This is a genomic window from Thiocapsa sp. C2-2m (genome assembly GCF_041903745.1).
Taxonomy (GTDB): Bacteria; Pseudomonadota; Gammaproteobacteria; order Chromatiales; family Chromatiaceae; genus Thiocapsa; species Thiocapsa roseilacustris.
In genome coordinates, this window is record NZ_JBBWVD010000005.1 from 38895 (window position 1) to 64803 (window position 25909).

The 25909-nt window shown below is 63.9% G+C and carries 18 protein-coding genes and 1 pseudogene; 12 read left to right on the forward strand and 7 right to left on the reverse strand.

The window, feature by feature from the left end:
- Positions 1-72 precede the first annotated feature (72 nt).
- Complete coding sequence (locus AADX97_RS05040) at positions 73-1077, reverse strand: hypothetical protein (protein WP_374232314.1); 1005 nt, start codon at positions 1075-1077, stop codon at positions 73-75.
- A 98-nt stretch (positions 1078-1175) separates the two neighbouring features.
- On the reverse strand, positions 1176-2153 hold the full coding sequence (locus AADX97_RS05045) for a PDC sensor domain-containing protein (RefSeq protein ID WP_374232315.1): 978 nt from the start codon (positions 2151-2153) through the stop codon (positions 1176-1178).
- A gap of 204 nt (positions 2154-2357) precedes the next feature.
- Between AADX97_RS05045 and AADX97_RS05050 the strand changes: the two genes are divergently transcribed.
- Complete coding sequence (locus AADX97_RS05050) at positions 2358-2612, forward strand: hypothetical protein (RefSeq protein WP_374232316.1); 255 nt, start codon at positions 2358-2360, stop codon at positions 2610-2612.
- 167 nt (positions 2613-2779) lie between these two features.
- Here AADX97_RS05050 and clpB read toward each other — a convergent pair whose 3' ends face one another.
- Positions 2780-5374, reverse strand: a complete 2595-nt coding sequence (gene clpB / locus AADX97_RS05055) for an ATP-dependent chaperone ClpB (RefSeq protein WP_374232317.1) — start codon at positions 5372-5374, stop codon at positions 2780-2782.
- 317 nt (positions 5375-5691) lie between these two features.
- Here clpB and AADX97_RS05060 point away from each other — a divergent pair, with 317 nt between their 5' ends.
- The 4 genes from AADX97_RS05060 (at position 5692) to AADX97_RS05075 (ending at position 8725) form a co-directional block, all read left to right on the forward strand.
- Entirely contained in the window at positions 5692-6612 is a 921-nt protein-coding gene (locus AADX97_RS05060; protein ID WP_374232441.1) for a LysR substrate-binding domain-containing protein, read from the forward strand.
- A gap of 377 nt (positions 6613-6989) precedes the next feature.
- On the forward strand, positions 6990-7187 hold the full coding sequence (locus tag AADX97_RS05065) for a hypothetical protein (protein ID WP_374232318.1): 198 nt from the start codon (positions 6990-6992) through the stop codon (positions 7185-7187).
- Between the two features lie 79 nt (positions 7188-7266).
- Positions 7267-7710 (forward strand): hypothetical protein, encoded by a 444-nt coding sequence (locus tag AADX97_RS05070; RefSeq protein ID WP_374232319.1) that lies wholly within the window; start codon positions 7267-7269, stop codon positions 7708-7710.
- Between the two features lie 10 nt (positions 7711-7720).
- Complete coding sequence (locus AADX97_RS05075; RefSeq protein ID WP_374232320.1) at positions 7721-8725, forward strand: TIGR00341 family protein; 1005 nt, start codon at positions 7721-7723, stop codon at positions 8723-8725.
- A gap of 210 nt (positions 8726-8935) precedes the next feature.
- Here the strand turns inward: AADX97_RS05075 and AADX97_RS05080 are convergent, their stop codons facing one another.
- On the reverse strand, positions 8936-12220 hold the full coding sequence (locus AADX97_RS05080; protein WP_374232321.1) for an SNF2-related protein: 3285 nt from the start codon (positions 12218-12220) through the stop codon (positions 8936-8938).
- A 291-nt stretch (positions 12221-12511) separates the two neighbouring features.
- Positions 12512-14179: a 2-isopropylmalate synthase gene (gene leuA, locus AADX97_RS05085; protein WP_374232322.1), complete on the reverse strand. Its 1668-nt coding sequence runs from the start codon at positions 14177-14179 to the stop codon at positions 12512-12514.
- Between the two features lie 460 nt (positions 14180-14639).
- Between leuA and AADX97_RS05090 the strand changes: the two genes are divergently transcribed.
- Positions 14640-15104, forward strand: coding sequence for an Lrp/AsnC family transcriptional regulator (locus AADX97_RS05090; protein ID WP_374232323.1), 465 nt, complete (start codon positions 14640-14642; stop codon positions 15102-15104).
- A gap of 297 nt (positions 15105-15401) precedes the next feature.
- On the opposite strand, the gene AADX97_RS05095 is transcribed toward AADX97_RS05090, so the two are convergent.
- Positions 15402-17219 (reverse strand): hypothetical protein, encoded by a 1818-nt coding sequence (locus tag AADX97_RS05095; RefSeq protein ID WP_374232324.1) that lies wholly within the window; start codon positions 17217-17219, stop codon positions 15402-15404.
- A 422-nt stretch (positions 17220-17641) separates the two neighbouring features.
- On the opposite strand from AADX97_RS05095, the gene AADX97_RS05100 reads away from it, so the two are divergent.
- Entirely contained in the window at positions 17642-18031 is a 390-nt protein-coding gene (locus tag AADX97_RS05100; RefSeq protein WP_374232325.1) for a hypothetical protein, read from the forward strand.
- Between the two features lie 131 nt (positions 18032-18162).
- Here the strand turns inward: AADX97_RS05100 and AADX97_RS05105 are convergent.
- Positions 18163-18761, reverse strand: a pseudogene (locus AADX97_RS05105) (patatin-like phospholipase family protein).
- Between the two features lie 199 nt (positions 18762-18960).
- On the opposite strand from AADX97_RS05105, the gene AADX97_RS05110 reads away from it, so the two are divergent.
- The 5 genes from AADX97_RS05110 (at position 18961) to AADX97_RS05130 (ending at position 25896) form a co-directional block, all read left to right on the forward strand.
- Complete coding sequence (locus AADX97_RS05110) at positions 18961-19500, forward strand: heme NO-binding domain-containing protein (RefSeq protein WP_374232326.1); 540 nt, start codon at positions 18961-18963, stop codon at positions 19498-19500.
- Positions 19497-20897: an ATP-binding protein gene (locus AADX97_RS05115; RefSeq protein ID WP_374232327.1), complete on the forward strand. Its 1401-nt coding sequence runs from the start codon at positions 19497-19499 to the stop codon at positions 20895-20897. The genes AADX97_RS05110 and AADX97_RS05115 overlap by 4 nt, the downstream gene beginning before the upstream one ends.
- A 243-nt stretch (positions 20898-21140) precedes the next feature.
- Entirely contained in the window at positions 21141-23171 is a 2031-nt protein-coding gene (locus AADX97_RS05120) for a PhoX family phosphatase (RefSeq protein ID WP_374232328.1), read from the forward strand.
- A gap of 297 nt (positions 23172-23468) precedes the next feature.
- Positions 23469-24023 (forward strand): hypothetical protein, encoded by a 555-nt coding sequence (locus AADX97_RS05125; protein WP_374232329.1) that lies wholly within the window; start codon positions 23469-23471, stop codon positions 24021-24023.
- Positions 24024-24108: 85 nt separating this feature from the next.
- Entirely contained in the window at positions 24109-25896 is a 1788-nt protein-coding gene (locus AADX97_RS05130; protein WP_374232330.1) for a uracil-xanthine permease family protein, read from the forward strand.
- Positions 25897-25909: the final 13 nt, after the last annotated feature.

Sequence of the window (25909 nt, forward strand, 5' to 3'; positions counted from 1 at the left end):
GATGGCCGCCGTTTCAGGCGGCCGGATTGTACGGCGTGCCGACCACGCGGCTCGGCGATTCCGAGTTCGATCTCAAAGATAGCGCTCCGCCGCCGCCACAAAGTCCTCGCGCGGGGGGATCTCGCCGGGCGTGATCAGCAACGGCAGCATTACGAGCCGCCACCCGCGCGCGTTGTGCAACTCCTTCATGACGATGTGCCGAGCCGACGGCTCCCCTGCATCGCGCCGGATATTCATTGCATCGAGCGAGAGGTCGAGCTCTTCCGCCCACAACTGGCGTACGGCCTCGGCGAGCGAGTCGGCGACGATGCCTAGATGCGCCCGCAGGACACCATCGTCCGTGCCCAAGACCGCAAGGTTAGCCGTGATCGCATCGAGCTCGGCTATGAGGGCGGCGGGTTCGGGAGGCGCGCCCTGTGCAGCCGCGAAGGTCCAGCCCCCACGCTCCAACGCCGCGTGCTTGCGGCGCAGCAGGTCGCGCTGGCGGATCAGGTCCTCACGCTCCACCCGGACCTCGGCGATCCGGTTCAAGGCCAAGGCGAGCAGATGGTCGAAGGCTCGTCGTTCCAAGGCACGGCGCATCTCGACCTCGCCGGCCCGCGGATCCAGCAGTCGATGACCGGTGAAGCTGACCGCGACCTGAGGCACATCGCGCCGCACCTGGTCGCCGACCAGATCCATGCCGAGGATGTTTCGCTCCACACGCTCGGCGAGGAGCAAGCAGTTGACGCGTTCGGCGGCAGCACCCTCCGGCGTCGCCAAAAAGGCCGTCAGTGCGGGATCCCGTCCGAAGATCCGGAGCATGTCCGCGGAGGATGAGAAGACCGCGGCCAGGCGAGGATCCTCGCCGTGCTCGCGACGCCCGGCCGCCAGCGGTGCAGAGATGGCGTCCACCAGGGCGACGACTTGATCGATCGCCTGAATGACCGGCACCCGCAGACGCTTGCGGTATCCCGGCAGCAGGCGCAGCCGTGTGTCGGTCCCCTCCACGGCGCGCTCGATGGCCGCCTCGATCAGCGATTCGGGATAGCGTCCGCGTGACTCGCCGCCGCGGAAGATGGACCGGAACAGGTTCACGTCGCTGATCTCCCGTCTGAGTCAGAAAAAGTCGCGCACTGCATCAAATCGTTGTCGCTCTCGATTGCGACAACGACAACGGCTCGCCGCTCCGCACCTTAGCTACCGCCGCCCTCCAGTGCACAGGACTCGCCCGTGCCGATCCAGAACTCGATGCTCTTGTGCAGGAAGTCGTCCCAAGGCATGTAGTGCGAGCCGTCGCACGAGAAATTCAGCCCGACGATGCCGTTGTAGATGTTGAGCGATCCCGAGCGCAGGTAGATGTTCTCGTCCATGAAGCGCAACGCCCGGAAGGTGCGGAAGACCTCGGCGACCCGGTCCAACGGAATGGCGGCATCGATCGGATAGGTGCGCTGGGGATAAGCGAGACAGGTGCCCGGATCGGCGAGGTCCTCGAAATCAAGGATTCGGAACCGAAAGGGATCGTCGACAAGCCAGAGAGTGGCCCGCGAGCTGGAGAAATGCAGCTTGCCATGGAAGACGCCGTGCGCGGCGATCAACTCGACGATGAGATCGAGGATCTCGTCGATGTGTCCGTCCATCAGGCTCTCGACGCGCTGTTGATCGAAGAGACCGCCGCGGATCGCCGGATCGCCCTTAAGCTGGAGCCATTGCTCCGGCTGCTCGTAGAGCTCGCGGGTGAGCGGAAGCTCGCGAAGATCGAAGTCGGCACCCAGATAGCCGAGCAGCGAGCCTGCCCCGTCATCGATTCGCTGGATGGCGGTCAGGGACGGCCGGCGGGCGTTCCGGCTGATATACACGGGCGACAGCGAGAAGCGCTCGCCGGCAAGGGCCTCGGCCATGTAAGGACGTTCGCGCCGATCCCGACCCCAATGCTCCGGCAGCAGGCCCTGCGGGCAGACGTTCGCCGTCAGTTGGCATGCCTCGCGGTCGAGGACGTAGAGATACTTGCAGGATGCCAGTGTCGGCAGTGCCGCGAGCAGGATCCGCTCCAACGCAGTGCGATCAGGCCAAGCCAGGCGACAGGGCTCGACAAGCCGGACCAGCGAGGTAGCAAGACGGCCCTGCAAGAGCATGCGTTGGCGTGCGACGACCGTTCTGAGCGCTTGGCTCATCCCAAAGATCTCCCGATACAAGTTAAGGCCGGATTCTATCCGGAATCGACCGGATGGGCCGATTGCCCGTGATATATCGGTCGGGAAGGTCGAGAAATACGAACGAAATCCTGACCGAATTGGAAGGGTTATCCGTTTGGATTCGCCTCGACATCAACGATATTGGGATCACAACAAAAACCCGGGAGGGGACTCGAGATGCGAATGCCTACTGCAGCCGATTGGTCAAAGCTGGTCGATACAACCACGCGTGTCCGTGACCGACTCGCGTCGATGGATGTCGGAAAGGTCGTCACGCGGACGGTCGGCGGTGCGGTCATCCTGACCACATCCTTCTTGGTCGTCGCGAATCCGCACGCCCCTGCGATCCCTGACCCTAGCGCGGTCGTCTCCGCACGGATCGCACCCGTCGGCACCGTGCAGATCGCTGGGCCTATCAACGTCTCGACGATCCGGTAGGACCGTCTCTCAGCCACCGAACGCGCCCGGTCCTCCGGACCTCGGCAACCGACCCGGAAGGCGTGAAGGAGTTGACCGCCTTAACGCCTCCCTCCTTCGGAACCCTCGCGCCGACGGCGTGCGCCCTCGAAACGCTACGACCGGGTCGCTAGGTCTCTGCCCGAGGTCTATATGATCTCCCCCTGAAGCACCCGCTCGAAGCTGAGCTGGCCGTTCTCCAGACCGACCTCGATCAGATCGCCTGGAGCGAACTTCCCGGACAGGATCTCTTGGGCGAGCGGGTTTTCGAGCTGCGCCCGGATCGCACGCTTGAGCGGACGCGCGCCGTAGACCGGATCGAAGCCGGCCTCGCCGAGATGATCCAAAGCGGCATCGCTGACCTCCAGCGCCATGTCGCGATCGGCGAGGCGCTTGCGCAGATAGTCGATCTGGATCCGCGCGATCGCCCGAATCTGCGCCGGCTGCAGCGGATGGAAGACCACGATCTCGTCGAGCCGGTTGATGAACTCGGGCCGGAATGCCACGCGCACGATCTCCATCACGGCGTCCTTCATCTCCGCATAGTTGGCCTCGCCGGCGACCTGTTGGATCACGTCCGAGCCCAGGTTCGAGGTCATGACGATCACTGAGTTTCGGAAGTCGACCGTACGTCCCTGCCCGTCGGTCAGGCGCCCGTCGTCCAGTACCTGGAGTAGGACATTGAAGACATCCGGGTGCGCCTTCTCGACCTCGTCGAGCAGGATCAGACTGTAAGGCCGGCGCCGAATCGCCTCGGTCAGATAGCCGCCCTCCTCGTAGCCGACATAGCCGGGCGGCGCCCCGATGAGACGCGCGACCGAGTGTTTTTCCATGAACTCGGACATGTCGATGCGGACCATCGCCTCGTCGGTGTCGAAGAGGAAGGCCGCGAGCGCCTTGCACAGCTCGGTCTTGCCCACACCGGTCGGCCCGAGAAAGAGGAATGAGCCGATCGGCCGGCCCGGATCCGACAGTCCCGCACGCGAGCGTCGGATGGCGTCGCTTACCGCGCGCACCGCCTCGGCCTGGCCGACCACGCGCTTCTCGATCTCCTGCTCCATGCGCAGCAGCTTGTCGCGCTCGCCTTCGAGCATGCGCGAGACCGGGATGCCGGTCCATTTGGAGACGATCTCGGCGATCTCCTCTTCGGTCACCTTGTTGCGCAGGAGTCGGTTCTCGCCCTGGTCGGTATCCGCGGCAGAGGCGAGCTGTTTTTCCAGCTCGGGGATGCGCCCGTACTGCAGCTCGGACATGCGACCCAGGTCTCCCGCACGCCGCGCGGTTTCCATCTCGACGCGCGCGCGGTCGAGTGCCTCTTTGATGTGGGCTGTCCCCTGCACCGCCGCCTTCTCGGACTTCCAGATCTCGTCGAGATCGGAAAACTCGCGCTCGGCACGCTCGATCTGACTCTCCAGATCAGTCAGGCGTTTCTTGGATGCATCGTCCGACTCCTTCTTGAGCGCGACCTGCTCGATCTTCAGTTGAATCAGACGTCGATTGAGCCGGTCCATCTCCTCGGGCATGGAGTCGATCTCCATGCGGATCTGCGAGGCCGCCTCGTCGATCAGATCGATCGCCTTGTCGGGCAGTTGGCGATCGGAGATATAGCGATGCGAGAGCACGGCCGCCGCGACGATGGCCGGGTCGGTGATCTCCACCGCGTGGTGGACCTCATAGCGCTCCTTGAGCCCGCGCAGGATGGCGATGGTGTCCTCGACGTTCGGCTCATCGACCAAGACCTTTTGAAAGCGCCGCTCCAGCGCCGCGTCCTTCTCGACATACTTGCGATATTCGTCCAGCGTGGTGGCGCCGACACAATGCAGCTCGCCGCGCGCCAGCGCCGGCTTGAGCATGTTGCCTGCATCCATCGAGCCCTCGGCCTTGCCGGCGCCGACCATGGTATGCAGCTCGTCGATGAAGAGGATGATGTTGCCTTCCTGACGGGCGACGTCGTTCAGGACCGCCTTGAGCCGCTCCTCGAACTCGCCGCGGAACTTGGCCCCGGCGATCAAGGCTGCCATGTCGAGCGAGAGAAGGCGGCGACCTTTGAGACTTTCCGGCACTTCGCCGTTGACGATGCGCTGTGCCAACCCCTCGACGATCGCGGTCTTGCCTACGCCCGGCTCGCCGATCAGCACCGGGTTGTTCTTGGTCCGGCGTTGCAGGACCTGAATGGTGCGCCGGATCTCGTCGTCGCGCCCGATGACCGGATCCAGCTTGCCCTGCTCGGCGCGCTCGGTCATGTCGATGGTGAATTTTTCGAGCGCCTGGCGCTGCTCTTCGGCATTGGGGTCGTTCACACTCTGACCGCCGCGCACCGCTTCGATCGCCTTCTCGATCGCACCCTTGCTCGCGCCAGCCTCCCGCAGCGCGTTGCCCATGGCCCCGCGGTCCTCGAGCGCCGCAAGCACGAAGAGCTCGGAGGAGATGTACTGATCACTGCGCTGCTGCGCGAGCTTGTCGGTCTGATTCAGGAGGCGGTTCAGCTCGTTGCCGACATGGACATCCCCACCCGCCCCCTCCACGGTCGGCAGCCGGTCGAGGAGATCGCCCAAGGCCGAGCGCAACCGGTTCACGTTGACGTCGGCGCGCGTCAACAGATGACGCACTGAGCCACCCTCCTGATCCAGCAGGGCCACCATCAGATGGACCGGCTCGATGAATTGGTGATCCCGGCCAACGGCCAGACTCTGTGCGTCTGCCAGGGCCATCTGAAACTTCGCGGTCAGCTTGTCCATTCTCACGGTGAATGACTCCTGAGTTTTTATAAGGTCATTACGGAGGTGGGGAATCGGGTGGGGGCAATCAAGCGGGGGCAGCCGCCAGCCTCCATCCGTCAGCCGTCAGCCGTCAGCCGTCAGTTAGAGGATGCCGGCATTCCCTGAGTCTAATCAAGCCGGAAACCGCGACCAAATCGAAACTGAGAACCGAAAGCAGCAAGCCGAGGTCTTGAATCCAAGGGCTGATAGCTGATAGCTGATAGCTGGAGGCAGGAAGCGGGCGGATGGAAGCTGGCCCCTGTCGGCTGGAGACTACTGCCGCGCCGCTGTATCATCGCTGGGTGAACCTCCGTGACCTCAAATACATCCTCGCCGTCGCCGAGACACGCCACTTCGGTCGTGCCGCGGAGCGCTGCTTCGTAAGTCAGCCGACTCTGAGCGGACAGATCAAGAAGCTTGAGGAGGAGCTCGACGTGGTTATCTTCGAGCGGACCAACCGATCGGTGGAGATCACCCCGGTCGGCGAGGCGATCCTCGGGCACGCGCGGCTCGCCCTGGAGCAGGCACAGGCCATTGAGCAGGTCGCGCGCGCCCATCAGGATCCGCTCGCCGGCCCGTTGCGCATCGGGGCCATCCCGACACTGAGCCCTTACCTGATTCCGCAGATCCTGGTGCCCCTGAAACGCACCTACCCGAATCTGAAGCTGATCCTGTCGGAGGAGATCACGGATTTGCTCCTCGGTCGACTCACCCGACATGAGATCGACGCCGCACTGCTCGCCACGCCGGTCAACGACACGGATCTGGACACGATGCCGCTGTTCGACGAGCCCTTCTGGCTTGCGCATCCGCGCAACGACCCATTGTATGAGAAGGACGAGATTACGGCGAAAGACCTCGAGGAGGTAGATTTGCTGTTGCTGGCCGACGGCCACTGCCTCACCCATCAGGTCATGGAGGTCTGCCGCCTCGCGGAGCGGCCGACGAAGGGCGAGATGGCGGACCTGCGCGCCGCAAGCCTCGAGACCCTTCTGCAGCTCGTCGGCGCCGGCTTCGGCTGCACCCTCGTGCCAGCACTCGCGATCCGCGGGGCCTGGATGACCGACAGCGGCATCATCGCTCGCCCGCTGGGCAGCCTCCCGGATGCGTTCCGCCGCATCTCCTTGGTCTACCGGCGCAGCTTCCCGAGGCGTGCGGCGCTGCAGGCGTTCGCCGACGTCATCCGACAGCATCTCCCGAACACGGTGAGACGTCTAGGTTGATCCCGATCAGGAAATCATCCGTTTTTTGCCGCTCGACAGGCACCCACCGCTCACCGAGGTTCGAACCGAATTCGTTACCGTTCGGCACCTTTTGTCTTGCAAAACCCGACGCTGCACGCACTTTCGCCAAACAACAGCGCGCGCCAATGCGTTGCGGAAAAGGATCATGAGTGTTGCGATGCCGACAAAAATGCCTTCATGCGCTAGACTAGACGTGGGGTCAACGACAAAACCCATGTTTTTGTTTGTTGCGAAACGGCTACAGATCATGAATAGCCAGGGGTCTCGGCGAGATGGCAAGAGATGTGCTTCAGTTAAAGCAATCCAGGCAAGTCGTCATCTTCGAACTTCAGACCCATCGTCAGGGGATATGCGTCATGAGCACACAACGATCACTCGCCTTTTGGGAACTGTGCCGTCAGGGTCTTCCGCTGCTCGCGGATGCGGCCAACGACTGCTGGGAACGCGGCAAGCGGTTCGAGCTGCGCAGCGACATCGCGGTCACGAGATCACTGAAGGTTCTCATCGACCGGTGCAACTGGGAGATCGAGCGCACGACCACACGCGCGGCCTGATTCGAAGCGATCGGGCATACCCCCCAATCCGACCCGACTCTCGGCGCAAGGATGCGCTTGCCGAGCGAAGGATGTCGCGATGAGTGATCTCGAAGGCTACCTTATCGTCGAGACACGTGAAGACCGGCCCGGTTTCGTGCGCGTCTTCAGTTCACCACAGAACCCAACGTCCTCGGGCGTCGCGGCAACGGACTCGTCAGGGCCCCGTCTGAGATACGCCGCCTTTTTCCCCGCACTCCACGTCGCCCGGATGCACGCTCAAACAGCGCTTCGGCATAGCATGGTGGATGCGGAAGCCGGCATCTACCGAACCGATCCGGTGACCGCGGTCGCTGCCGTCGATGCGATCGATTTGACACATCGGCGCGTCTATCTGGCCCCCGAGATCGAATCAGACTCGGGTTTCTCCGCTGCGCGCGAGCAACGGCGGGGGCGTCGACGCTTGGCGAACCGCATCTGGATGACCGTCGGGATTTTGGCGCTCATTCTGCTCGCCCTGTTCGCCCAGATCCCGGTCTTCTGAGCGCGAACCCATGCGCATCGTCGAGGTCATCGCAGATCAAAAACACGCCAAAACCCTTGCCGGGATGGCGAAGTTCTACGGCGCAGAAGATTTCTGGTGGGGCGGCGACGGAGGCGACGGGCGCTGCAGCATCCGCATGCTGGTCCCCGACGATTCTCGGCAAGCACTGATCGACTCACTTCAGGATCTATTGACGGCCAACGACCGCGCACGCATCGTCGTCCAATCCATCGACGCCGTCTTGACCCACGAAGGCCAGGACGACAAGGACCTCGAGAAGGATCAGGCCAAGGCCGTTGCAGCCACACGCGAGGAGCTCTACAGCCAGATCGCCAAGGGCGCCCAGCTCGACAGCAATTTTTTGGTGTTGACGGTCCTCTCGACCCTGGTGGCCGCGATCGGTCTGATCGAGAACAATGTCGCGGTCGTCATCGGCGCAATGGTGATCGCACCCCTGCTCGGACCCAACATCGCGCTGGCCTTCGCCACCTCGCTCGGCGACAAGGAGCTGACCTGGCGTGCCTTCAAAACCGACTGTGCCGGGATCGGTCTCTCTCTCCTGATCGCCGTCGTGATCGTGCTGGTCCTGCCGATCGGACTCGACAGCCCCGAGATCCTGTCCCGCACGGATGTCGATCTCGGCGGCGTCGTCTTGGGACTGGCCTCGGGTGCCGCGGCCGTTCTCTCGCTGACGACCGGCTTATCCTCGACCCTGGTCGGGGTGATGGTCGCCGTCGCCCTGCTCCCGCCGACCGCCACCATGGGGATGATGCTGGGCGCGGGGCGCTGGGAAGAGGCGCTCGGCGCCTTTCTGCTGCTGATCGTGAATATCGTCTGCGTGCTGCTGTCGGCAAAGGTCGTCTTCTTGCTAAAAGGGGTACGACCGCGCTCCTGGACCGATCGCAACCGGGCCAAACAATCCAACGCGATCTATCTCTCGCTCTGGGCGATTCTCCTCGCGCTCCTGATTGCCGTGATCCTGATCAGGACGGCCGGGTGGCATGCCGCCTGGTGAGGCCGCCGAGGCGGTTGTCGTCGGTCCGAATGCATGCAGCCGTGTCCCGGCTCGGCGCCTAGGTTGTGCCGAGCCGTGCGAGGCACAACGCACCGTCGGCGGATGTTGTGCTTCCTATCGTCAGCACAACCATGGGTCTCGACGCCTTTGGAAATCGCCCGAGCCGGCGGCGGTGATCGTCGGTTCTGACGCAGTCGGCCCGGTCCGGGTTCAGTCGTCAGCCAATGGGGCGAACAAGAGATTCAGGTCATCCGGACTCAAGGTGCCCGATGCGGCACCGCCGCCTGCGAGCATCGCGTCGGCGAGGGCCTGTTTTCGGGCCTGCAGATCGGCGACGCGTTGCTCGACAGTGCCCTCGGTCAGGAGCTTGTAGACGAACACCGGCTTATCCTGCCCGATGCGGTGTGCCCGGTCGGTCGCCTGACGCTCCGCCGCGGGGTTCCACCAAGGGTCATAGTGGATCACCGTATCCGCCGCGGTGAGGTTCAGCCCTGTGCCGCCGGCCTTGAGGCTGATCAGGAACAGGGGCACCTCCTCGGCCTGGAAGCGATCGACCGGTCGGTCGCGATTGCGGGTGCGTCCGGTCAGCTTCACGAAGTCCTGATCCTCGCGCAGTCCGCGGTTCATCAGCTCCTCCTCGATCAAGGCGAGCATGCTCGTGAACTGCGAGAAGAGCAGTACACGCCTCCCCTCTTCGAGCAGCTCGGGCAGCAGGGTCATCAGCAGGTCCAGCTTGGCGGAGCCCTTGACCCGGCGCGCACTCTCGAGCGACACCAGTCGCGGATCGCAGCACACCTGCCGCAGCTTGAGCAGGGCGTCCAGGATGACAATGCCGCTGCGTGCAAGACCCTTGCGGGCCACCTCCTCGCGCACCTTCTCATGCAATGCCAAGCGCAGGGTCTCGTAGAGATCGCGCTGATCGTCGGCAAGGGGGACCTCGCGGATGATCTCGCTCTTGGGCGGCAGCTCGGCGGCGACGGTTTCCTTGGTGCGACGCAACAGGAACGGGGCGACCCGCCGACGCAGCTCGTCCTGACGCACGTCGTCGCCATGGCGCTCGATCGGAACTCTGAAAAGCCGCCGGAAACGGCGCTCGTCGCCGAGCAGCTCGGGCATCAGGAAATCGAGCAGCGACCACAGCTCCCCGAGATGATTCTCCATCGGCGTGCCGGTCAGGCAGAGCCGATGGCGGGCGTTCAAGCCGCGGGCCGCTTGTGCGGCCTTGCTGCGCGGATTCTTGATGTTCTGGGCCTCGTCCAGGATCAGCAGGTGGAGCTCCTGCTCCGCGAGCGCGTCCAGATCGCGCGGCAGCAGCGGGTAGCTCGTGAGCACCAGGTCATGATCCGGGATCGACGCGAACCGCATGTGGCGCGTCGAGCCATGCAGCGACAGCACCCGCAACGCCGGTGTGAACCGCTCGGCCTCGCGGCGCCAGTTGAAGAGCAGACTCGTTGGCGCGACCACCAGGCTCGGGCGATCGGCCCGCCCGCTCTCCTTCTCCACCAAGAGATGGGCCAGGGTCTGCACCGTCTTGCCGAGACCCATGTCGTCGGCCAGAACACCGCCGAGCTCGTATTCGCGGAGAAACTGCAGCCAATCGAGCCCTTGACGCTGATAAGACCGAAGCTCGACGCTCAGCCCGACCGGCGGCGCGACCCCCTCCAACCCCTGGAAGTCACGCAGCCTCCGGCCCCATTCACGCACCGACTCCCCGCCCCGCCAGCGCAGCGCCGGGGCCGCCGCCTCCAGCTCCGCGAGCTGTGCTGCATGGACACGCGACAGACGCAAGCGGCCCTTGCTCCCCTGTGATCCCAGCGGACCCTCGGGGTCGTACAGCTCGATCAAGGTCGAGAGGATCGGCCGCAGACGCTCCACCGGCATCAGGATCAGCCGCCCGTCGGGGAGCCGCAGCTGCAGGCGCGTTTCGGCATCCATCGCCGCGAGCGTCCGCGTCGAAAGATCCACCTGATAGCGCCCGATCAACTCCACCAGCAACGGAAGCAGGTCGACCCGCTGTCCGTCGACCTCCACGCCCAACCCCACGTCGAGCCAGTTCCCGCCCTCGCCCTCTGCGATGTCCATCTCCCAATCGCCGATCTCGGCGATCCGAAAATGAAAGCCATCCTCGACCTCGATCCGCCAACCCTGCGCCGCGAGATCGGGCAGCCCATCCTGCATGAAATCGAGCCAGGTGTCGGGGTCGGCACGCTCAAGCCAGAGACCATCGGCGTCGGACGCCTCGGTGGTGCGATGGAAACCCGACGCCTCAAGCACGCCGATCGCCGCCTGCTCGGCGTCGGCTTGACGCTCCACCTCCACAAGCACGCCCTGCTCGACACGACGCAGCACCGGCGCGCGGTCGCGCGGATCGACCGAGGTACCGCCATAGACGAACTCGAGCACGGCATGATGTGCCCACTCGGGCTGACGCTGGATGCCCCAGTAGCGTCCCACGCTGCTTGCCGCCCGATCGACACTGCGCAGACGCAGACGCGGAACAGGCACCTCTGAGTGGCTGCGACGTCGCTCGGGGCTCTTGGGCAGGTTAACCGAGCGCCCCTTGAAACGCTCCCGCGCGGCCTGCTCCAATGCTTCCACTGACTCGGGCGCAACCACCGGGGCTGCGGCCAAGACGCCGGCCTCGCGGTCATCCAGGCCGGTCTCGAGCGGACCGCAGTCGCCGGTGTCCGGATCCAGATACCAAGGCGGCGACATCGGCAGCAGCAAGAGCCCCGGGCGGTCGGCCTCGAGGATCACGCGCAACCGGGCATCGTCTCCGAGGCGCCACTCCAGCCTACCCGCAAGCGGACCCGCGTTGCGCAGGACCAGGCCATCGATCGTGCGCAGATGACCGCGCCCGGTGCGCGCGATCGCCGCCATGACGTCCGCACCGGTCAGCGTATCCAGATAGGCGGTGCTCGGATCGCCGCCGCCCCGCGCGATCGCCAGCAACCCCATGATGCGTTGATCTTCCGGACCGATGAAGCTTGCTTTGGAGTGACCGAGGAGATTGAACTCCTGAGGTTTACCGTAACCGCCGGCGAGCAGATGCCGCGCCTTGGCTGCACGCACCGCTGTGCGCCTGACCCCGAGATGCTCCTCCGGGTCGATGAAATAGAGGATCCGATGGGGTTCTTCGGCGGGAATGCCCGTTGCCCGCTCGATCTGATCGAGCCAACTCTTCAATTGAAACGGCAGCGCGCGCGCCTCGGCCGGCAAGGTTGCGCTCGGCGCCCGCGTGCCCAGCGACAACAACACGGCCGCCACATGCTTGCAGTTGTATCCGACCGGACAGGAGCATTGACCGACCACCGTCAAGGCGCCGTCGGTCCGTTCGCCGAGCTGCACTAGGCACTGATAGATCCGCCCGCCAGAGCCTCGCACCCGCCCCGTCACCAGCCCCCGTGCGGCATCGTGATCCGCGCTCAGCACGCGTCGGTCCTGCAGATACCGCCTGCCCCGCTCCAGGTAGGTCGGCGGAATCGCGTGCTTCAAGGTTTCGGGATCCAGGAACAGTGGAGCGGAAGGCATCGCGAGTTTTTGAGGGTTACAACGAGAAAGCCGCGAGCCTACAACCTCGAGGGAGAGAGTGGAAGGCGCGGCGTACCGTCGCAGCAGACAGGCGCGGACGCCGAAAGCGTATCGCAGCGCCTCGCCGTGCCTGGACGTCGCTCTCGCTCCTCCACCCTGTCGGGCCTCGCCGCGATTCCACGCTGAGGTTGTGCCGAGCCGTGCGAGGCACAACCAACCGCCAGCGGAAGTTGTGCTTCCTATCGTCAGCACAACCTACGCCGCCCGAGCCTGTCGGGCCTCGCCGCGATTCAGCGCGGACAGGACGGCGCCCAGAGAGGCGGCCACCGTGTCGCGATTGATGGCGGCGCCGGCGATCCGCTGCGATCCGACCTCCAGCTGAACATAGGCGATGGCCTCGGCGTCCGTCCCCTCGCCGATCGCATGCTCTTGATAATCCAGGATGCGCACGGGTTTGCTGCTCCAGCGGGACCAGGCATCGACGAAGGCGGCAATGGCGCCGTCCCCTTCTCCGCGCAGCCGGTGCTCCCCGTCCGGACCCGCGATGCGGGCCTCGATGACGTCGTGCCCGTTGCGATCCAGCCGATAACCGAGCAGCCGGACCGGGGTTCGATCGACGACGAAATGGTCCATGAAGATGCGGCGGATGCTCTCGGCATCCATCTCGCCGCCGCGCCGCTCGCTCTGCGCCTGGACCAATCGGGCTAGCTCGACCTGCATCCAACGCGGCAGGTTCAGCCCGAAGTCGCGCTCCATGACAAAGGCGACGCCGCCCTTCCCGGACTGGCTGTTGACCCGAATCACCGCCTGATAGCTGCGACCCAGATCACGCGGGTCGATCGGCAGGTAGGCGACCTGCCAGGGCTCCTCCGGGCTCTGACGCATCAGACTCTTGCGGATGGCATCCTGGTGACTTCCGGAGAAGGCGGTATAGACCAGCTCGCCCACCCAGGGGTGGCGCGGGTGCAGCGCCGTGCCGGTGCATTCCTCCACCACCCGGACGATCTCGTCCGGATCGCTCAGGTCCAGACCCGGATCGATGCCCTGGCTGTAGAGGTTCATCGCCAGGGTCACGATGTCCAGATTACCGGTGCGCTCGCCGTTGCCGAGCAGGGTCCCCTCGACCCGGTCCGCACCCGCCAAGAGGGCCAGCTCCGCCGCAGCAGCCGCACCTCCGCGGTCGTTGTGGGTATGCACCGACAGGACGATCGCATCGCGCCGCGAGATGTGGGTTCCGAAATATTCGACCTGATCGGCGAAGACATTCGGGCTCGCGACCTCCACCGTCGCGGGCAGATTGATGATGCAGGGACGTTGCGGGGTCGGCTGCCAGACATCCAGAACCGCCTCGCAGACCTCGACCGCGTAGTCCGGCTCGGTGGCCGTGAAGCTCTCGGGCGAGTACTGGAAGGTCCAGCGCGTCTCGGGCCGTCGCTGCGCCTCGCGCAGAGCCCACTCGGCACCCTGACGGGCGATTGCCGTCACGCCCGTGCGATCCTGACCGAACACCCATTCACGCTGAACCGGCGAGGTCGAGTTGTAGAGATGGACGATCGCGCGCGGGGCACCTTCCAAGGCATCGAAGGTGCGCCGGATCAGATCCTCGCGCGCCTGCACCAAGACCTGGACGGTCACATCCTCGGGGATCTTGTTCTCCTCGATCAGCCAGCGCACGAAGTCGAAGTCCGGCTGACTCGCCGCCGGGAAACCGATCTCGATCTCCTTGAATCCCATCTTGACCAGCAACGCCCAAAGACGACGCTTCTGGGCGACCCCCATCGGCTCCAACAGCGCCTGGTTGCCGTCACGCAGGTCCACACTCGCCCAGATCGGAGCCTGCTCGACAACACGGCTCGGCCAGCGGCGATTCGGCAGATCCACCACCGGACCGCGACGATATTTTCGGGGGTCAAAACGGGTCATGTTCTTCTCCGGAGTCTTGAGTGCGCTGCAGCTGCCGTCAGCCGTCAGCCGTCAGCCGTCAGCCGTCAGCTGAGTCAATGCGTTCGACGAAACGCCGTCAAATCAAACCTTATCGCCGAGAACTGATAGCTGATAGCTGATAGCCATCCCCGGCAGATGGATCGTTCACGCCCGCGCCGAGCAAACGGCGGGGCGGAACCGGTTTGCAGTGCCTTGGTAAGGCGCTGGCCGCTCGCGTCCCGGTAAGGACTGTGAGCCTGGTGGGCGGGTGCCTCGTGAGCCCTTGCCCGGTTCGCGGCTGGTTGGCCGACGGGGATAGAATAGGCTCGACAGGCACGCAGATGATTGCAAAAATGCCTTTCTACGGGTTCATCTGCGCAAGGATCTGCCACTCTTCGCGACTTGTTCGGCAGATCAGCAATCGCCATCCCGGACGTAACTACCGGACGGAGCAACCCCGATGAAGCTCGACCGTTACGACCGGCGCATCCTCGAGGAGCTGCAACGCGACGGACGCATCAGCAATCAAGAGCTGGCAGAACGCATCGGCCTGTCGCCCTCGCCTTGCCTGAGACGCGTCCGAGCACTTGAAGAGTCGCGCATCATCCGCGGCTATGCGGCCCTGCTCGACGCCAAAACGCTCGGGCTCAACCTCATGGCGCTCCTGAGCATCTCGATGGACAAGCACACCCCGGAGCGTTTCGAGCGCTTCGACGCCGCTGTCGCGGCCATCCCGGAGGTGCAGGAATGTCTCTTGATCACCGGACGCGACGCCGACTACCAGCTCAAGGTCGTGGTGCGCGACATGGATGCTTACCAGGACCTGCTGCTCAACAAGATCACACGCATCGAAGGGGTGACCGGCGTGCACTCGAGCTTCGTCCTGCGGCGTGTGGTGGAGCGCGCAAATCTCCCGCTGGATTGACTCCGACAGACACAAGTGGACCAATAAGCCGGAACCAGGAAAAGTGCTCTTAAGACTCTGCTCTGCTCGTTGTCGTAATCGGATCGGACAACGACAACGATTAGGCTCGTAGGTTGTGCCGACGATAGGAAGCACGACTTTCGCCGACGATTGGTTGTGCCTCGCACGGCTCGGCACAACCTGCACCCTTGGTATATCGGTTTCCGCAATTCGCCTAAACCGTGCCGGCTCCAACAATCGCCAAGTCTGTCGGGGCCGATCCCATCCAAAAACATCGCATACCGCGCTGGGCGCGGTTTAAGGCTGACCGGGATCGAGCCACACCGAAACGTCCGAGCGGAGTTTCCCGGGCTCGCTGCTGCTTACGGCATGACCGGACTTCACATACCTTGGATAATAGAAGGCGACAGGGGGTCCGTCGTAAAACAAGATCTCGAACTGCCCCGGCTCATCCCGCTCGGTATTGCCGGGTTTCCGTTTTACGCTGTGGACACTTTCGTGTTTCTCCAATGCCAGCGGCAGCGCTTCCGAATAAATCACCAGATCATAAAACGCATCGGTCAGAAAGGTCTCGATATAACGGATATTCCGAAGAAAAAGCTCCCCATACGTCGGGTGGTTGTCTGCGTTCAGCGGCAACGTCCGATACTCGGGCGCGACGACATTCAGCGCGAAGGCGGCATAGACTTCGGTGCTGAAAGACGTGAAATAGCGATCCCAACGTTTCAGAGGTCCGAAGGCGTCTTCCAGTGTACCTGAGCCGGTCATTAGGGCATTCAAACCTTGGCTTTCGGTTCTTCGGGACTGCAACGCGACCCACTGGTTGTCGGGGTTTTCTCTGAGCGCCTGGCCAAGGGACGGAGGATCGAAGCCAAGCACCTTATATGCCCTCCTGCGCACATCCGGTTTGATATCGGCCACTGACGAGACATCGATACCCAGCAGGGTATCGAGCGTGTCGATCTGATTGAGCTGCGCGCTTGCGAAGGCCTCGAGCTCGTCCGACCAAGCGGCGTATTTCGACCAGTTGTAGCGGTCGCGATCCCACAACGGCAGGTATCCCATGATCGCGCAATTGGCCTTGCCGAACAGCGGCGGCCATTGCGAGATACACCATAAGCGTTTGCGTGAGAACTCGCCGGGGTGACCGGCGACCTCGGCAACATGATCGATGATGGATGGCTTCCGGTCCCAGTAGAGCAAGTCATGGACGTCATCTTGGTAAGACGTCAGTTGCGGCTGGATCAGGATCTGACGGCCAAATCGGGAGGCCACGGTTTCCGGCAGCAATTCCTCGGCACCATTCACGCCAAAATGGCGGCGGATCGATTCGACCAGCTCCGGATCCCAGTAAAATGCCTGCCCGCCGCGGTCATAGTCCGCACTAAACAAGAGCATGTTCATCATCGTCGCGACGCGCGTTCCGCCATAACTCTCCCCCACGAAGACGACCGGGCTGGAGCTTAGCGCCTCGTGCGATTCGATGAATCCGAGCACGACCCGAAGCAACTGCGCGGCATCGATGAAAGGATTGAAATTACCTCGCCCGAAAAATTCGGCGGTGCGGATGGGGGCGGATACGAACGGGTTCGGATGATTCACCCCTGCCGGCCCGAGATTGTAGGAAAACCCGGTCAGTGCCGGGTCGATGTACAGCAAATGCCCGAGCGCTGTCCAACTCCAGGGATTCGGGGCGTAGCCTGGCCCACCCGGCTCGACAAGGTCGCGATTGATGGTGTAGGGCGCCGTGCTGTTGGCAAACAGATTCGCGCTGGTCGCAGCACCCGGTCCACCGTTGAGAAAAACAAAAAGCGGTGTCCCGGTCGGATCGCGATAGATCGCCTCGGCTCCCGACGCGGCAGGAAAATAGGCATACCAGAGTTTTGCCGGACTCGTTGTGTAGTCAAAGCTCCGGTTGATCGCTCCGTCCGGATTTTTTTCCACGAAGGTGTATTGGATCGGACCAATAGAAGCAAACCCCGCTTCTGTACCCGAGAAGTTCGGCGGCAGCGTATAGCTGATCGGTTCGGACAGACTATCGGCAACGCTCAATATCAGCCACGCGCAGCCGGCGAAAAGGGCTAACCGACGCATTCGACAAGGCCGCATGAACATGCTCTTTCGCTCCTTAAACCGCGCCCGGTGCGGTATGCAATGTTTTTGGATGGGATCGGCCCCGGCAGACGTGACGACCGTTGGAGTCGGCGCGGTTCAAGCGTCTGAAAAATCCGGTTGTCGTGCCAGCCGACCCAGCGGGAATCGATGCCTACCGAAGCAGCCGGCCGGTCCGTCCCGCCTTGAAGTATAGACATCGGTGATCAGGTCGCCAATTGCCTTATGCCAGGCGCGGTATCGGGTGCTGTCCCTGGAAGGTCATCATCAAGGACCGGCTTCGGATCTGGAACTGGATCGCAACCGGGATCGCGACCGAACAGCGATCGACGGAGCCAGTCGCATCAGAATGGATCCCGTCCTCGGCACGCCGTATGCTTGAATCTCCATCGAAAGCCTCATTTTTCGGAGGCGAGGAGAAACCCATGAACGATCTTCAACTTCAGACTCGGACGCAGCTCGGGACGACACGGGATCAGGAACGCGCACGCCGGCTCCACGGGGCACTGACGCAAGCGTCACTTCGAAACGAAAACGTCCTATACGCGCGTACCGGAGGCGTCAGCCGGAACAACGGATCGTTTGGATTTCGCCCCGGTTATCTCGACGGTGCGAGCGGCGAGGCGGTGCTCTCGCGCTTTGCGGACGGGACCCCGGCGCCCGTGCATCTACTCGACGGTCTGCCCGACTCCTGGATCCTCCATCGCGATCATGAAGGTCATGTGACTGCGACCCGCCCGGGGATCGTCTCCGGATTCATCCGCGACGGTCGGTTCTATACGCGCGAAGAGGCCATTACAGCGACCGCGCACTGAGCGCTCATACCAGACCCGCAACCCGTTCTCCGCCGGTGCAGGGACGCACCACCTCCCGAATCGCCAAGCGTCGAACCCGTTCGTCGGGTTCCGTGCCGCGGACGCGATGTCGGAGATCCTCGGGCGCGTGGTCAGCGCCTCGCCATCGCCTCCTCCGCCAGCCGGTGCCCCAGCTCGATCAGCTCGCGCGCCCGGTGAAACTCGTGCGCGGCGCAAGCATCGCGCGGGACCTCGATCAAGACGTCCGGGCGATAGGCGGCGAGCTTGAGAGCCGCGATGGCGTTCTGCATGGTCTCGAAGGACCGGAGCGTGAGATCGAACACACCGAGTTGCTCATCGTCGCGCCTTCCCAGGGTCTCGCCGATCGCATCGAAGAACTGTCGGATCCGTTCCTGATCGACAGGTCTTCGATGGCATGATCTCCGACCATCGCACGCAAGGTCTCGATGATGCGATCGCCCTTGAGCAAACCGGCCCCGCTGAAGGCGATATCGACGAACCTCAGGACATCGCCCAGGTTCAGCGCGCAGACCCAACGCTTGTAGGCGTCGAGCTCGCCCGCGGCATAGATTCCGCCGACCAAGGCACCCATCGAGGCGCCGCTGATGGAGGTGATGCGATAGCCCCTCGCGGTCAAGGATTCGATGATGCCGATATGGGCGAGTCCGCGGGCTCCTCCGCTGCCGAGTGCCAAGGAAATGGTTTCGCGTTCCTGCCGTTTCGTCGTCAACCGCTGCGTCCTCCATCGAATCGAATCTGCCCGGTCGGGAAGCGTATCGCAAAGCTCTAAACCGCCGTCGTGTTGTTTCCAACATATCCAGAGAAGAGTTTTGACTACCCTAGCCTTGCCGGCTTCCGTTAGGATTGGCCGACAAGATAAATCAGCTATTGGCCAAGTTGTGGCGACGGGCCCAGGGGGGAGCGAGCTCATGAAAGGCGTTGTATTTGTGGAGTTCCTCGAGATGGTCGAGGCCGAGTTCTCCCCCGAGATGGCGGATGACATCATCGACGCCTGTGATCTGCCCTCGGGCGGCGCCTACACGAGCGTCGGCACCTACAGTCATCGAGAGATGGTTGCCCTGGTCGGAGCACTGTCCGAGCGCACGGGCACCCCGGCTCCGGACTTGATTCGGGCGTTTGGAGAGTTCTTGTTCGAGCGGTTCCACGTTCATCACGCTGAGCTCTTCGACGGGATCGGCAATAGCCTGGATTTTCTCGAACGGATCGAGGATGTGATCCATGTACAGGTCCGCAAGCTCTATCCGAATGCGGAACTACCCCGCTTCGAGATTGATCGGCCGGACCGGGACCACCTGAGCATGCTCTATCGCTCCGACCGACACATGGGCGATTTGGCCGAGGGTCTGATTCGTCAGTGTATCGCGCACTATGGGACGCCGGTCGCAATCGCGAGATATGATTTGGACGACAAGGGCGGGCACGTGCGCTTCGAGCTCAGCCGAACATGACCGAGACGCAAACCGATCCAGGCCGGCTGCTTCGGCGCGCCGAACGCGAGCGGCGTGCCCGCAAGGAGGCGGAGCGGCTGCTGGAAGAGAAAAGCCTTGAGCTCTATGAGGCCAATCAGGCACTGCATCGCCAGGCCGCCGCTTTAGAGGAGCAGGTCCGAGCGCGCACGGCCGAGCTGCACGCGGCCCTTGAGCGCGCCGAGGAGGCGGTCCGCGCGAAGAGCGACTTTCTGGCGGTGATGAGCCACGAGATCCGCACGCCACTGAACGCGGTCATCGGCATGTCTGAGCTCCTGTCGCTCGAGTCTTTGGCACCCGAGCATCAGGAACAGGTTTTGTTGATTCACGATAATGGTCGTAATCTGCTCGCGCTGATCAACGACATCCTCGATTTCTCCAAGATCGAGGCAGGAAAGCTGCAGCTTGAGCAGGAAATCTTCGACCCTGCCGATCTGCTGCAGGGCACCCTGCGCTCGTTTGAGGCACAGCAATCTCCTCAACGCGTGCGACTGCTTACGCAGCTTGCGCCACTGCCGCAGTGGGTCAATGGAGATCGCCTCCGTTTGAGGCAGGTGCTTACCAATCTCATCGGCAACGCGGTGAAATTCTCGCCGCACGGTGAGGTGCGCCTTGAGGCAGACGCGGACGAGACAGCCGACGGCTGGCGCTTGCGCGTGCGCGTCGCCGATAGCGGCATCGGTATGAGCGCCGAGCAGCAGATGCGTCTGTTCCAGCCGTTTTCCCAGGCGGATGTGTCGACCAGCCGACATTTCGGAGGCACCGGACTGGGGTTAGCCATTTGCCATCGGCTCGTGCGGGCGATGGGCGGAGAGATCTCATGCGACAGCAGCCCGGGGCAAGGGTCCGTTTTCTCGTTCGATGTGCACCTGCAGCGGGCTGAGGATGCGCCGAGCGCCCGTGATACGGCAGATGACGACAACGTCTGTCCATGTACGGCACCGAGCATTCGACTTCTGATTGTCGATGACAATCCCGTCAATCGGTTGCTTGCTCGGCGCATGGCCGAGCGCCTCGGGCATCAGCCGGACATTGCCGCTTCAGGTCCCGAAGCACTGGAGATGGTCCAACAGAACGACTACGACGTGGTTTTGATGGACTTCATCATGCCGGGGATGGATGGCCTTGAGACCACGCAGCGGCTTCGCGCGCTGGATCTAACCCGCCAGCCACGCATCGTTGCCCTCACCGCAAATGCCTTCCCCGAGGATCGGGCCAAGGCACTGGAGGCTGGCATGGACGGCTTTATCAGCAAACCATTGCATCTTGAGCGGCTTCGACTCGAGTTGTGCTCGATCTGTCTGGCAAAGCACGCGCAGGATTCCGCCGTCGCGGCCGGATCGTCACGATCGATCCCATCACACCATTCAAGCGTGTGAATGCCGAGGACTGTACAGGTAATTCGCAGACATCGGGAGGTTTAGCTGTACACGCGACTGCGGACTCTGGGCGGCAAAACACGAGTGTCTGCAAGTAGCCGGTTGCTGCCGTTAGGGTCGCCCGAACCGACCCAAGACCAGATGGACCGCAGGCATTCGGAACCGCAAAGGCGCAAAGGACGCAAAGGAAAAACAAGAACTTCGGGTTACCGACCCGAGGACAGCGAGAGCTTCTAAACTATCATGTCGAGCATCGATCAGCGCTATTCATGTCCAGCCGAGGCCCATGAGGCGTCGGAAGATCGCCCCCTCAACCCAAGCGCCGCGGCCACGCTCGGCGACATCATCCAGGCCCGCTTCAGCCGGCGCGATCTGCTGCGCGGTGCGCTTGCCGCGAGCGCGCTCGGCGGTCTCGCGACCGCTCCCTTGGCGCTCCTTGCGGACGCGGTCACGCAGCCGGAAGGCGAGCGCGAGACCACAAACACCCGCTTCGATTTCGAGGAGATCGCGCATGGGGTCGACGAGACCCATCATGTGGCACCCGGCTATCGGGCCGAGATCCTGATCCGTTGGGGTGATCCGCTCCTGCCGGGCGCTCCGACCTTCGACCCCGATCACCAAAGCGCCGCCGCGCAGATCCGGCAGTTCGGCTACAACAACGACTATGTCGGCTATGTGCCCTTGCCGCTCGGATCGAAGGGCTCCGAGCATGGCCTACTGTGCGTCAATCACGAGTACACCAACGCCGAGGTGATGTTCCCGAGCGGGGGCGAGCCGACCCCCGAGCGCGTCGAGATCGAGATGGCGTGCAACGGCGGATCCATCCTCGAGATTCGCAAGAACGCCGGGCGCTGGTCCGTCGTCCCGGACAGTGCGTACGCCCGCCGGATCACCGCGCTCGACACCGAGGTCGGGGTCACCGGGCCGGCCGCCGGGCATCACCGCATGAAGACCGCGGCCGATCCGAGCGGTACCCGCGTGATCGGCACGCTCAACAACTGCGCCGGGGGCATTACCCCTTGGGGCACCTACTTGATGGCCGAGGAGAATTTTCACGGCTATTTTTCGGGCGATCTGGATCGGCATCCGGACGCGACCGTCGCGGACGGCTTCGCAGAACATCCGGAGAAACGCAACTACGGACGCTACGGCGTGCCTGCCGGCCACTTCGCCTGGGCCCGGTTCCACAAGCGTTTCGACGTCAACGCGGAGCCGAACGAGGCAAACCGCTTCGGCTGGATTGTCGAGGTCGACCCGCTCGACCCGGCCTCCACGCCGATCAAGCGCACCGCGCTCGGGCGTTTCAAGCACGAGGGCGCCGAGTCCATCGTCAACGCCGATGGCCGTCTCGTGCTCTACTCGGGCGACGACCAGCGCTTCGAGTATCTCTATCGTTTCGTCACCGCCGGCAAGGTCGACCCGATCAATCGCGCGGCGAACCGCGATCTGTTGGACGCGGGTACGCTCTCGGTCGCACGCTTCGAGCCGGACGGCACGCTCGTCTGGCTCCCGCTCATCTTCGGCCAAAGCGGTCTGACCCCGGAGAACGGCTTCCACTCGCAAGCCGATGTCCTCATCGAGACCCGTCGGGCTGCAGATCTGCTCCGCGCGACCCCGATGGACCGACCCGAGGACGTGGAACCGAATCCGCACAACGGCCGCGTCTATGTGATGCTCACCAACAACAAGGAGCGCACCGCCGAGCAGCTCGACCCGGCGAATCCGCGCGCCGCCAACCTGTGGGGTCATCTACTGGAGCTGATCCCACCCGCCGGCGATCATGCGGCGGAGCGTTTCGGCTGGGATGTTCTGATCAAGGCCGGCAATCCGCGAGACCCGGCAACCGCCGCACTCTGGAACCCGGCGACCGGCGAGAGCGGCTGGTTTGCTTGCCCCGACAACTGTGCACTGGACCATCAGGGCCGACTCTGGGTCGCGACCGATCAGGGTAAGGCCTGGCACGGCGCATCCGGCAGCGCCGACGGGCTTTGGGCGCTGGAAACCGAGGGCAGCGGACGCGGCACCGGGCACATGTTCTTCCGGGTACCGGTCGGTGCCGAGCTCTGCGGACCCTGCTTCACCCCGGACGGACGCACCCTCTTTCTGGCCGTGCAGCACCCGGCCACCGACGGCACACTCGACTATCCGGGCTTCGAGCGCCCCTCGACCTTCGCAGACCCCGCCACGCGTTGGCCGGACTTCGACCCCAAGCTGCCGCCCCGCCCTTCGGTCGTCGTCGTCACCAAGGAGGATGGCGGACCGATCGGAGGTTGAGCCGATCGGGGCGGAGCGGATCGCGCTTGCCACCTATCGGTTGACGTCGGTCGGCTCCCTGATTCCAACGCGACATGCCTCTCACGGAGGCACGGAGAATCCGAGATCTGTCCTTCGTGCGCTCCGTGTCTCCGTGCCTCCGTGAGAGATTTCGGAAACTGATCGGTGCTAAGCGGATCGGTAGCCACGGATCGGTGGCCGCGCTTGTGACCCCCGGCCTTTCGGCGCAAAATCCCCCACGGGTCGGTCAAGCCGTTGATACGGAGAGCCCGCGCACTGCGGTCCGGGAGGATGATCGTGCAGGAATTCTACGATGTGACCGAAAGCCTCTTCTCGGGCAAGGCCCGGGAGGGGATGATCGCCTTCGCCGGTTTCCTCATGACCGACGCCGAGGATACGCCCCCTGAAGGGGTGCTCAAGATCGCGTCCTTCGCGCGTCCCGACGCAAGCGGATATCTGACCTTGACCTTCATTGTGGACGTCTCGGCCGAATCGCCACGCCGCTCCGCCTTGCAGGCCCGGTTTCGCCGGGCCGACCAGCAGGCACTGGCGGCACGACTGGGTCCGGATTTCGAGATGCTGCTCGAGGTGCCGCTCGACCCCTTCGCCGAGGCCGCACGCTTTCATATCGACGAGCTGAATCTGTATTTTCGTCGCCTCGCGGGGCGGGAGCGGTCATTGCTCGAGGGGCGCGTCATTCCGGCGCTGGCACAGCTCCTCGATTGTGTCTTCGAGCCGCTGGATTGGCTGGCCGACGACCCCGGGCGCGATCCGCCCGGCATGGTCGAGGAGCCGGGCCATTCGGAGGCTTCGCTCAAGCTTAGAGCCAAGCGCTGGCTCGGCCGAGCCTGAGAGGACGCATTGCAGGCGCACCGGGGACGCATCGGGGACACCCCCGTCACAGCCGGGCGAGGACGCCATCGGCGCGGAACCTGACATGGACTGGAAGAAGGCGCTCGATCGGATACTACCCCCGTTCGCCGACGGACAACGCGAGAAACCGCGTGACATGCTTTACACGGCCTCGGACCGACCGCCGTGGTCGACGACCCTGAGCGCCGGACTTCAGCATGCGCTCGTGGCCCTCATGCTGGTGGTCTACAGCGTGATCGTGGGTCGGGCGATCGGCCTGCACGACACCGATCTGCGCGACTTCGTCGCGCTCGGCATCCTGGTGATGGGTTTCGGCACCCTGCTGAACGGTCTCACCACCCGCATGAGCGCCGGCCATCTGCTGGTGAAGATCCCCAACCCCATCACCATGTTCGTCTTCATCGCCGTGGCCAATGCCTTGGGGCCGGGCGCGGCGGCCGGCGGCATCTTGATCGCGGGTCTCCTCGTGATGATCCTGGGCCGGTTCCTTCCGTTGTTGCGGCTGCTCTTCCCGGCCGAAGTCACGGGCATCATGCTGATGCTCTTGGGCATGAGCCTCATCCCGGGCGGCATTGACCGCGCCGCGGGCCTGGACGCCGAGGGCGTCGCCTGGCTCGACCGAGATGCCCTCTTGATCGCCGCGGTCACCCTGGGGACCATCGTCGGACTCTCGGTATGGTCCGCCGGACGCGCGCGCATCCTCGCCTTGCTGATCGGCGCAGGCGCGGGCCTCGCTGTCGCCGTCGTGACCGGCCACTTCGGCGGGGACGAATTGGCGCAGGTCGCGGCCCAGCCCTGGTTTGCGGTTCCGGGCGCCCAATACCAGGCACCGACGCCTGTGTGGGTCGCGGCCGCCATCATCCCCTTTCTCATGGTCGCGATCGTCGATGCCGTCGACACCGTGGGATGCGCCGTCACCATCGACAGAATGACGAACAAGCAATGGAAGCGCCCCGATCTGCCGATGATCGGACGACTGCTCTACGGGTTCGGCCTCTGCCACGTCTTGAGCGGTCTGACCGGTACGGTCATGACCGTGCTCTCCTCGGCCAACCTGGGGCTTGCCCATGTCACCGGCGTTGCCGCCCGCCGAGTGGGCGTCGTCGCCGGCATACTCTTGATGGTCCTGGCGTTTCTGCCGCAGATCACCACCTTCGTCATCTTGCTGCCGGCCGCGGTCGTCGGCGCGATCCTGCTCTACACCGCGGCCTACATGATGGTCTCCGGGGCCGAGCTGATCCTGTCGCGCCTCCTCGATGCCCGTCGCCGCGCCGTCGTTGGGCTCAGCTTGATGGCGGGGTCGGCCGTGTTCATGCTCCCGGAGCTGACCTCCCGGCTCTCGCCCGAGCTCGAGCCGCTCCTGGGATCCGGCTTGATGGTCGGCACCCTCTGCGCAATTGTCCTGAATCTTCTGTTTCGGATCGGGATCGCACGGCAAGCCGAGAGCGCCCTCGATTCAAAGCTCCCGGCGGCGCAGGCAACGGACTTCCTGGAGGACCGCGGCGCCGACTGGGGGGCTCGGCGCGAGGTCATCGTGCGCGCCGGCGTGGCCGTCGGCGAGGCGCTGGAGGCCCTGCGACAGGCCGGTGCCATGGATGGTCCGGCGCGCTTGAAGGCGTGCTTCGACGAGGAAACCCTGAGCCTGACACTGAGCTATCCGGGCCGCGCCGTGCGTCTCGCCGCGCTGCAACCCTTCGATGCGCGGGCGTTGTTGGAGATGGACGACGACGCCCCGGCACTCGATGCGGCGATGGCAAACCTCTCGGGGGTGCTGATCCGAAACCTGGCCGACCGGGTCGACAGCCGCGCCGGCGCGGGCCGAGCCGAGCTTCGACTGCAGTTCAATCACTGATGCAAGGATCGAC

Bases quoted from the DNA above. Each gene is read 5' to 3' on its own strand.
- AADX97_RS05045 (WP_374232315.1), bottom strand. From the start codon at position 2,153: ATGAGCCAAGCGCTCAGAACGGTCGTCGCACGCCAACGCATGCTCTTG.
- AADX97_RS05090 (WP_374232323.1), top strand. From the start codon at position 14,640: ATGAAGCTCGACCGTTACGACCGGCGCATCCTCGAGGAGCTGCAACGC.
- AADX97_RS05075 (WP_374232320.1), top strand. From the start codon at position 7,721: ATGCGCATCGTCGAGGTCATCGCAGATCAAAAACACGCCAAAACCCTT.
- leuA (WP_374232322.1), bottom strand. From the start codon at position 14,179: ATGACCCGTTTTGACCCCCGAAAATATCGTCGCGGTCCGGTGGTGGAT.
- AADX97_RS05120 (WP_374232328.1), top strand. From the start codon at position 21,141: ATGTCGAGCATCGATCAGCGCTATTCATGTCCAGCCGAGGCCCATGAG.
- AADX97_RS05065 (WP_374232318.1), top strand. From the start codon at position 6,990: ATGAGCACACAACGATCACTCGCCTTTTGGGAACTGTGCCGTCAGGGT.
- AADX97_RS05095 (WP_374232324.1), bottom strand. From the start codon at position 17,219: ATGTTCATGCGGCCTTGTCGAATGCGTCGGTTAGCCCTTTTCGCCGGC.
- AADX97_RS05115 (WP_374232327.1), top strand. From the start codon at position 19,497: ATGACCGAGACGCAAACCGATCCAGGCCGGCTGCTTCGGCGCGCCGAA.
- AADX97_RS05070 (WP_374232319.1), top strand. From the start codon at position 7,267: ATGAGTGATCTCGAAGGCTACCTTATCGTCGAGACACGTGAAGACCGG.
- AADX97_RS05130 (WP_374232330.1), top strand. From the start codon at position 24,109: ATGGACTGGAAGAAGGCGCTCGATCGGATACTACCCCCGTTCGCCGAC.
- AADX97_RS05110 (WP_374232326.1), top strand. From the start codon at position 18,961: ATGAAAGGCGTTGTATTTGTGGAGTTCCTCGAGATGGTCGAGGCCGAG.
- AADX97_RS05050 (WP_374232316.1), top strand. From the start codon at position 2,358: ATGCCTACTGCAGCCGATTGGTCAAAGCTGGTCGATACAACCACGCGT.
- AADX97_RS05100 (WP_374232325.1), top strand. From the start codon at position 17,642: ATGAACGATCTTCAACTTCAGACTCGGACGCAGCTCGGGACGACACGG.